The 7693-nt window shown below is 34.4% G+C and carries 7 protein-coding genes and 1 pseudogene; all 8 read left to right on the top strand.

Going from position 1 to position 7693, the window contains the following annotated elements:
- Positions 1–666 (top strand): annotated as a pseudogene (locus ABF281_RS00695) (hypothetical protein); the annotation flags it as partial.
- Between the two features lie 115 nt (positions 667–781).
- The gene (locus ABF281_RS00690) at positions 782–1315 is read left to right on the top strand and encodes an FMN-binding protein (protein ID WP_347179779.1); all 534 of its coding nucleotides are present in this window, start codon (positions 782–784) and stop codon (positions 1313–1315) included.
- The gene (locus ABF281_RS00685) at positions 1315–1803 is read left to right on the top strand and encodes a hypothetical protein (RefSeq protein ID WP_347179778.1); all 489 of its coding nucleotides are present in this window, start codon (positions 1315–1317) and stop codon (positions 1801–1803) included. The genes ABF281_RS00690 and ABF281_RS00685 overlap by 1 nt, the downstream gene beginning before the upstream one ends.
- The gene (locus tag ABF281_RS00680) at positions 1804–2037 is read left to right on the top strand and encodes a FeoA family protein (protein WP_347179777.1); all 234 of its coding nucleotides are present in this window, start codon (positions 1804–1806) and stop codon (positions 2035–2037) included.
- Positions 2034–4001 (top strand): ferrous iron transport protein B, encoded by a 1968-nt coding sequence (feoB, locus tag ABF281_RS00675; RefSeq protein ID WP_347179776.1) that lies wholly within the window; start codon positions 2034–2036, stop codon positions 3999–4001. Before ABF281_RS00680 ends, feoB begins: the two co-directional genes overlap by 4 nt.
- A 176-nt stretch (positions 4002–4177) precedes the next feature.
- Entirely contained in the window at positions 4178–5458 is a 1281-nt protein-coding gene (locus tag ABF281_RS00670; RefSeq protein WP_347179780.1) for a dicarboxylate/amino acid:cation symporter, read from the top strand.
- A 167-nt stretch (positions 5459–5625) separates the two neighbouring features.
- Positions 5626–7089, top strand: coding sequence for an IMP dehydrogenase (guaB, locus tag ABF281_RS00665; protein WP_347179775.1), 1464 nt, complete (start codon positions 5626–5628; stop codon positions 7087–7089).
- Between the two features lie 101 nt (positions 7090–7190).
- A partial coding sequence (locus ABF281_RS00660) for a putative sugar nucleotidyl transferase (protein WP_347179774.1) occupies positions 7191–7693 on the top strand: 503 nt, incomplete at its 3' end.

Raw genomic sequence — 7693 nt, 5'->3', positions numbered from 1 at the left:
TTGAGGTATCAAGCCTATATTTTTAACGGTCTGATTTCAAACTCTGACAACGTTGGCGGAACTAGTTATTTGGGAGGGAAAAATGCATTAAGAAATGGTAGACAAAAGGGAGCAAAATCTGTCGCGAACAATATGAATTTATCTATCAAAGTAGATTATTACGGAATGCCAGGTTTAAGGGTTGGATTGTCTGGTTATTATGGAGAAACTTCACCAGAAACAACTGAAGAAGCTAGCAAAACGGGTTCTACTGTTGATTTGAGTATGTTAGGTTTAGATTTCAGGTACAGAAGAAATAGATTTAGTTCAAGAGGTCAATATATTTACACCGGAATTGGTGGGGCAGCAGCCTACAATAATTTGACAGGATCTGATTTAGGAAGTTCTTTACAAGGTTGGTATTTAGAATCGGCTTACAACCTAATGCCTTTGTCTAAAAATCAAGTCTTAGACGCCTTTGTTCGCTATGAAAATTACAATACTCATCATACAGTGACCAATCTTGCGGTGAACAATAGCTATGATAGGTCAGATTGGATCGCTGGGATTTCTTATCATATTTCTCCTGGTGCTGTCGTGAAGTTAGATTATACCTTCAAAGACAATGCTGTTGTTGATGATGAAGGGTCACAAAACCTAAATATGGGAATCGGGGTTTGGTTTTAATTCCCCTGACGTCTCTTTCATATCTCAAAGGTCAACCAATTAAAATTAGTTGACCTTTTATTTTAATTAAATCTAAATAGTTTATATCTTTGTGTACCTAAATTTAAAAGGCCTTATGAAGTTGTTTTCATTAGATTTAATAGTGGTTTCGATATTCCTTACATTTTCGTCATTTGGATTGTCAAAAGGGTTGGTAAAGAAAGTAGATAAAGAGATTTCTTCTTACTTAAAAACCAAGACATTCACAAAGCAAAAGGTGGTTTTAGAGGAGGATTGGATTCGTCAGTTGTCTAATGAAATTACTGATGGTGAATTTTCTAACGTACAAACGGATAACGGTTTAAAATTTATTGTCTACGTAGGAAAAGCGCCAAGTCATGTATCGTATTTTGACTATATGGTTATTTTTGATACCAATGGGGTTATAGTACATAGTAAAGTTTTAATTTACAGAGAAAGCTATGGATACGAAATTACAAGTAAACGTTGGTTAAAGCAGTTTATTGGGAAAAGTCCTCAAGATTCACTTATTTATAAGCAGACGGTAGATGCAATTTCTGGCGCTACCATCTCCGCATCTTCTATGACAAGAGAGATGAATTTGTTGCTACAGCAGGTTGAATTATTAAAACAAAACAACATTATTTAATGCAAATTCAAGGTCTTATTTACACACTACCCAAAGAGTTAAAGTTATTAGTTACAACCTTCTTGGTTGTGCTAAGTGTTGGTTTTTATTCAGGAATCACCTTTGTCGAAAATACTTCAGGGTTCAGTACCCAGGGGGTTCAAGAGAATTATCTAGGAAACGAATCTGATGAAGATAGTGAGGTGCTAAAGTTTAAAAAAAATGAAAAACACATGCTTAACATCATACATTCTCATATTTTATCAATGGGAGTGATTTTCTTTTTGTTGGGAGGTTTACTTTCTCTGACCAAAATAAATACAACGGTTAAAAAATTCTTAATGATTGAACCCTTGCTTTCTGTCTTGGTGACCTTTACAGGAATTTACTTGTTGTGGACAGGTGTTTTGTGGATGAAATATATCGTCATGTTCTCAGGAATCTTAATGACGGCATCCTTTTCTGCGTCGATTTTGATTGTAATGATTCAGATGTACAAGAAAAATTAAATGGGAAGAAGAAAAACGATTGCAGATTTAGAGAGAGGTGATAGAGCGATTATCAAATCTTTCGCAGAAATTGATATACCGCTTAAATTGATAGAAATGGGATGCATTGAAGGAAATTATGTGGAAGTTTTACAAAGAGCTCCCTTGAAAGACCCTATTTACTTAAATATTAGTGGTACCTATTTAGCGATTAGAATAGAGGTAGCTTCAAAAATAATTGTAGAAAAACTATGAGTGATATCAAAGTAGCCTTAATAGGAAATCCGAATACCGGTAAAACCTCTTTGTTTAACAGATTAACTGGATTAAATCAAAAAGTAGGAAATTATCCTGGAATTACTGTTGATAAAAAGATAGGACAAACCAAATTAAGTAGAGGAATTCTTGCTGAAGTTATTGATTTGCCTGGAACTTACAGCTTAAATGCGAGTTCGATAGATGAAGATCTTGCCGTACAAGTATTGTCCGATCAATCCAATGAAAATTATCCAGATGTTGTTGTGGTTGTTGCTGATATAGAAAACTTGAAGCGAAACCTATACCTGTATACCCAAGTTAAAGATTTGGGGATTCCAACCATATTGGTCATCAATATGATAGACCAAATGAAAGTCAAAGGAATAGATATTGACATGCAAGAAATGGAATCGCTATTAGAAACAAAAATTGCCTTTGTAAGTTCTAAACAAAACAAAGGGATTTCTTACCTCAAAAAAATCATCATAGATTATAAGAGCTTGAGTACGCTTCCTTGTTTTGTTGATTCTCCTTCAGTCTTATCTAAATTAGCTACTGAAGAGAAGAAAAAACACCATTTAGAAACGGTAAGACGTTATCAGTTTTTAAAGTCTGTATTAGAAAAAACATACAGTCAAAATCCAAAAAAAGCAAAAGGATTAAGATCTCTTTTGGATAGGGTTTTGATTCATAGATTTTTTGGGTATTTGATATTTTTCACCATTTTGTTTAGTGTTTTTCAGGCCCTATTTTCATGGTCGGCAGTACCCATGGATTTCATTGATGAAGCCTTTGCAGGATTATCAGAAATCGCTAGAGCAAATTTATCAGAAGGCGTTTTTACCAATTTATTGGCAGAAGGTATTATTCCAGGAATTGGAGGGGTTGTTATCTTTATTCCACAAATAGCATTTCTTTTCATGTTTACTTCTGTATTAGAAGAAAGTGGCTATATGAGTCGCGTTGTTTTTTTAATGGATAAAATCATGCGTAATTTTGGGTTGAGTGGGAAAAGTATTGTTCCACTTATTTCAGGAACAGCCTGTGCTATACCCGCCATTATGTCAACTCGTAATATAGAAAATTGGAAAGAAAGATTGATTACCATCTTAGTCACTCCTTTTACTACGTGTTCTGCACGATTACCAGTTTACGCCATTATCATAAGTTTGATTGTTCCTGCTGATGCAAATTTTATGTCTTTTAATGTTCAAGGTTTACTCCTGATGGTCCTTTATCTTCTAGGATTTGGAGTTGCCATCCTATCAGCAATTCTTTTAGATAAAGTGTTGAAAATAGGGGCTTCTAAAAGTTATTTTGTAGTGGAAATGCCTAATTATAAACTACCATTATTTAGAAATGTGGCCTACAATGTCATTGAAAAAACAAAAGCTTTTGTATTTGAAGCAGGTAAAATTATACTAGCACTTTCCATATTATTATGGGTTTTAGCCTCTTACGGTCCTGGAGTAGATTTTGATAATGCTGAACGTATTGTAACACAAACGAACAGTTCACTTTCTGAAAAGGAGTTACAAACCGAAATAGCATCCTTTAAACTAGAAAACTCTTACATAGGAAAGATGGGTAAAGCTATTGAGCCAGCCATAAGGCCTTTGGGTTATGATTGGAAAATAGGTATTGCTGTCCTTGCATCATTTGCCGCAAGAGAGGTATTTGTAGGCACGTTAGCCACGATTTATAGTGTAGGAAATGAGCAAGAATCTACCATTAAAGAACGAATGAGAAAAGAGGTGTTTCAAGATTCTAAGAAGCCTGTTTACTCTTTTGCTACAGGGGTTTCTGTACTTCTTTTTTATGCTTTTGCTATGCAGTGTATGAGTACAATAGCTATAGTGAAGCGAGAAACAAATGGATGGAAATGGCCGTTGATACAAATGTTTGTAATGACAGGTTTCGCATACATTACCGCCTTAATTGCTTATCAAATTCTAAAATAAACGAAATGCTTCAAAATGTTTTAGTCCTTCTTTCTGTTGTTTTTGCTTTGAGGATTCTATATATTAGATTGTTTAATAAAAAAAACACAAACAAAACTTGTGGAAGTCAAGATTGCGGCTGCAGTTAGTTTTCTGCTTTTTGAGATGTCATGTTTTGTTGTTTTTAAAATTGTATGATGAAAAAAATAGCATTGCATTGGAAAATTCTTTTAGGTCTATTGCTTGGAATAATTGCAGGGGTAATTCTAGCAAATATTAGTGGAGGTAAAGCATTTACTTTGCATTGGATCAAACCTTTTGGGACAATATTTGTCAAATTACTGAAGTTGATTGCCATTCCATTAATTATGGCATCACTTATAAAAGGGATTTCAGAATTAAAAGATATATCAAAGTTTAAATCCATGGGCATCAAAACCATGTTGATTTATATTTGCACCACAATTATCGCAATTACTATAGGATTGGTTTTGGTAAATGTACTCAAACCTGGTAGTGGTATTTCTAAAGAAACCATTTTTTCTTTGAAACAAAATTATGTTACAAATCTTAACCTACAAGATAAATTAACGGAGGCTACTCGTAGAGGAAATCAAGGTCCTTTACAGTTTTTAATTGATGTTGTTCCCAACAACATTACTCTGGCTATGAGCGATAATAAAAGCATGTTGCAAGTTATTTTTTTCACGGTGTTTTTAGGAATTAGCTTGTTGTTGATTGAGGAGAAAAAAGCAAAACCATTGATGAGTTTTTTCAATTCATTAAATGAGGTGATCTTAAAAATGATTGACATTATCATGTTATTTGCACCTTATGCTGTTTTTGCTTTACTCGCAACAGTGGTCGTAACCTCAGATGATTATTACGTGTTGTTGGCTTTACTCAAATATGCTGGAGTTGTCATTTTAGGTTTATTGTTGTTAATTGTTTTTTACATTTTATGCATTTCTTTGTATGTAAAGAAGTCACCGATTTGGTTTTTAAAGAACATTTCACCAGCGCAATTGCTAGCATTTTCTACAAGTTCAAGTGCTGCAACTTTACCTGTAACGATGGAGAGAGTTGAAGAACATCTTGAGGTTCACAAAGAAGTTTCTAGTTTTGTTTTACCCGTAGGAGCAACGATAAATATGGATGGTACAAGCTTGTATCAAGCAGTAGCTTCGGTATTTATTATGCAAGTTTTATGGCCAGAGGGTTTGGTTTTTCAAAATCAATTGACCATTGTACTTACAGCACTTTTGGCATCAATTGGTTCTGCCGCAGTACCAGGTGCGGGTATGGTAATGCTCGTTATTGTTTTAGATAGTATAGGTTTTCCAAAAGAAATGTTACCCGTAGGTTTGGCTTTAATTTTTGCTGTAGATAGACCTTTAGATATGTTTAGAACTTTGGTAAATGTTACTGGAGATGCTACTGTTTCGTTGATTATAAATAAAAGTGAAAAATTACAGTAAGGAATTGTCTCTCAAAACTATGAATTGAGAGGATATGAGTTAGTTTTCAAGTTCTACTCAATGCAGATGACTCTGTACGTAATGATTTAAAAACTTAGTATGTACTTAGCGATGTTTGTCATTAATTGTCTTATATTTGTATGCAATTAAATCATACCTAATTGCAAATGTCTACAAAAAAAGTTATTTCTGAAGGTTTAACATACGATGATGTGTTGTTGGTACCTGCCTACTCAGAAGTGTTGCCAAACACTGTTTCCATCAAATCAAAGTTTACAAGAAACATTCCTCTCAATACGCCTATCATATCTGCCGCTATGGATACTGTTACTGAAAACAGAATGGCCATTGCTATTGCACGTGAAGGAGGTATTGGAGTGATTCACAAAAACATGTCTATTGCCGAGCAAGCAAAGCAAGTAAAAAAAGTTAAACGTTCTGAAGCAGGTATGATTTTAGAGCCTGTAACAATTTCTGCAGATCAGACAGTTTATGATGCAAACTTGTTGATGCAAGAACACAAAATAGGAGGGATTCCGGTTATTGATAAAGATGGTGTGTTAATTGGGATTGTTACCAACAGGGATCTACGTTTCGAAAAAAACAGCAACAAACAGATCTCAGAAATCATGACTTCAAAAGGCTTGGTTACTGTAAAAGAAGGGACTTCGTTGAAAGAAGCAGAAGTTATTTTACAAGATAATAAAGTAGAAAAATTACCCATTGTTGATGATCATTTTAAACTGGTTGGTTTGATTACTTTTAGAGACATTACAAAAGTACGTGAAAATCCTGAAGCCAATAAAGATGAATTCGGAAGATTGAGAGTGGCAGCTGCTATTGGTGTTACAGAAGATTGTCTAGAAAGAGTTGAAGCATTGGTCAAAGAAGGTGTTGATGCTGTAGTTCTTGATTCTGCTCATGGTCATTCTATAAACATTATCAACAAGTTGAAGGAAATAAAAGCTGTATATCCCAAACTAGAAATAGTTGCGGGAAATATAGTAACCAAACAAGCAGCTTTAGACTTAGTCGCTGCAGGTGCAGATGGTGTAAAGGTCGGAATAGGACCAGGTTCTATTTGTACCACTCGAGTAGTTGCTGGTGTAGGGTATCCTCAATTGTCAGCAGTGATGCAAGTTGCAGAAGCACTAGAGGGAACTGGAGTTCCTCTTATTGCTGATGGAGGCGTTCGTTACACAGGAGATATTCCTAAGGCAATTGCAGCTGGAGCAGATGCTGTTATGTTAGGATCTTTACTAGCGGGTACCCGTGAGGCACCAGGAGAGGTGATACTATTCAATGGTAGAAGATTTAAATCTTATAGAGGTATGGGATCTGTTGAAGCGATGAAACATGGATCTAAGGATAGATATTTTCAAGGAGATGAAGACAATAGCAAAAAATTAGTTCCCGAAGGAATTGAAGGACGTGTTCCTTACAAAGGAGAATTGTATGAAACCATGCACCAGTTCATTGGTGGATTAAGAGCAGGTATGGGTTATTGTGGAGCACAAACCATTGCTGTACAAAAAACAGCAACTTTTGTTAAAATTACTGCGTCAGGAATCACAGAGAGTCATCCTCATGATGTAACGATTACAAAAGAAGCACCAAATTATTCAAGATAAATTATAAAAAGAAATCAAATAAAAAAACCACCTATACATTTTAGGTGGTTTTTTTATATCTTTTACCTAAGAATTGAAGATAAAACCTTTAAACTATATCGATGAATTATATTCTTTACGATGGAAGATCTAGAGATGCATTATTACCTTTTACTTTCACAAGACCCGTTGCAGATCTTAGAATCGGTATTTTTACCATTCGAGAAAAGTGGGAAAAGTATTTAAGATTGACAACAACCACTTTAACAGAGGAATATTTAAGTCATAAATATCCATTAGTAGAGATGGAGCAAAATATATTTATCAATGCAAGTTATCTCCCAAATCCAGATTTTTTCAAAGCTGTCAAGTATTTAAAACCCAATCATAAAATAATTTGTGATGGTGATGTTTTGGCATTTTACAGTAGAGAAGACCAAGAAGAGATAGCATTAGAACATTATGATGTTATTGAGTTAAAAAATATATCTTCCATACAAAACAAGTGGGATTTATGTTTGAAAAATAAGTGTGCCATGCGTCAAGATTTCGAATGGATAAAGGAAAATGATATTTCTGAAGAAATCCCTCAAGGCGTTCAAGTCGTAAACAAAAGTCAAATTTT

It is taken from the genome of Wenyingzhuangia sp. (genome assembly GCF_039768515.1).
GTDB lineage: Bacteria > Bacteroidota > Bacteroidia > Flavobacteriales > Flavobacteriaceae > Wenyingzhuangia.
Note: the sequence above shows the minus strand (reverse complement) of the source record. Positions and strands in the feature narration are given on the sequence as shown.

Coding starts and splice junctions, on each gene's coding strand:
- ABF281_RS00685 (WP_347179778.1), top strand. CDS start 1,315: ATGCAAATTCAAGGTCTTATTTACACACTACCCAAAGAGTTAAAGTTA.
- feoB (WP_347179776.1), top strand. CDS start 2,034: ATGAGTGATATCAAAGTAGCCTTAATAGGAAATCCGAATACCGGTAAA.
- ABF281_RS00680 (WP_347179777.1), top strand. CDS start 1,804: ATGGGAAGAAGAAAAACGATTGCAGATTTAGAGAGAGGTGATAGAGCG.
- ABF281_RS00670 (WP_347179780.1), top strand. CDS start 4,178: ATGAAAAAAATAGCATTGCATTGGAAAATTCTTTTAGGTCTATTGCTT.
- ABF281_RS00690 (WP_347179779.1), top strand. CDS start 782: ATGAAGTTGTTTTCATTAGATTTAATAGTGGTTTCGATATTCCTTACA.
- guaB (WP_347179775.1), top strand. CDS start 5,626: ATGTCTACAAAAAAAGTTATTTCTGAAGGTTTAACATACGATGATGTG.